We start from the raw sequence: 704 nt of genomic DNA, 5'->3' as shown, positions 1-704 counted from the left end.
GTAGTTTAACCTTCGGGAGGACGCTCACCACTTTGTGGTTCATGACTGGGGTGAAGTCGTAACAAGGTAGCCTCGTCTAGAGGCCTAGGACACCGCCCTTTCACGGCGGTAACAGGGGTTCGACTCCCCTACGGGATACCATTGGGTCGTTAGCTCAGTTGGTAGAGCAGTTGACTTTTAATCAATTGGTCGCAGGTTCGAATCCTGCACGACCCACCATTCTTCTCCACGAAGGAATGGCCTTTGTTTTACTTTACTAAAGTAAAAACAACAGGAAACTTATGTGGGCGATTAGCTCAGTTGGGAGAGCACCTGCCTTACAAGCAGGGGGTCACTGGTTCGAGCCCGGTATCGCCCACCATTCTCTAAGTATTTTTGGATAGGAATTCCAAACCACTTCAGTTAAGCGTATGTGGTTGGTATTTTCGACTCCGAGAGTCTTTAGAAAATGAACTTCTTAGGAAGTGATTTGCTCTTTAACAATTTGGAAAGCTGACGAATAACAACAATCCCCATATCTTTGATATGCGTTGTTATTCAAATTAAAAGTTCTCAAATCCTAACTTTCTCTAATAAAGAGAAAATTAGGTACCAACACACATTCAAGTGTTCTTGGAAACATCCTTGTGATGTTTATATTTGAGTCCGGCAAAATCGTGTCTGCACATGTATAAAAATGCAGACAACTTTGGTGACTAACAAAG

The 704-nt window shown here is 43.2% G+C and carries 3 tRNA genes; all 3 read left to right on the top strand.

Annotated elements, in window-relative coordinates:
- The first annotated feature begins 73 nt into the window (after positions 1-73).
- The 3 genes from QTN95_RS20945 to QTN95_RS20935 all read left to right on the top strand — a co-directional run bounded on the left by QTN95_RS20945 (position 74) and on the right by QTN95_RS20935 (position 361).
- A tRNA-Glu gene (locus QTN95_RS20945) sits at positions 74-141 on the top strand.
- Positions 142-143: 2 nt separating this feature from the next.
- Positions 144-219, top strand: a tRNA-Lys gene (locus tag QTN95_RS20940).
- Between the two features lie 66 nt (positions 220-285).
- Positions 286-361 (top strand) — tRNA-Val (locus QTN95_RS20935).
- The last annotated feature ends 343 nt before the right edge of the window (positions 362-704 follow it).

It is taken from the genome of Vibrio sp. M260112 (genome assembly GCF_036533775.1).
Lineage (GTDB): Bacteria > Pseudomonadota > Gammaproteobacteria > Enterobacterales > Vibrionaceae > Vibrio.
This window is presented reverse-complemented; position numbering and strand designations above follow the sequence as displayed.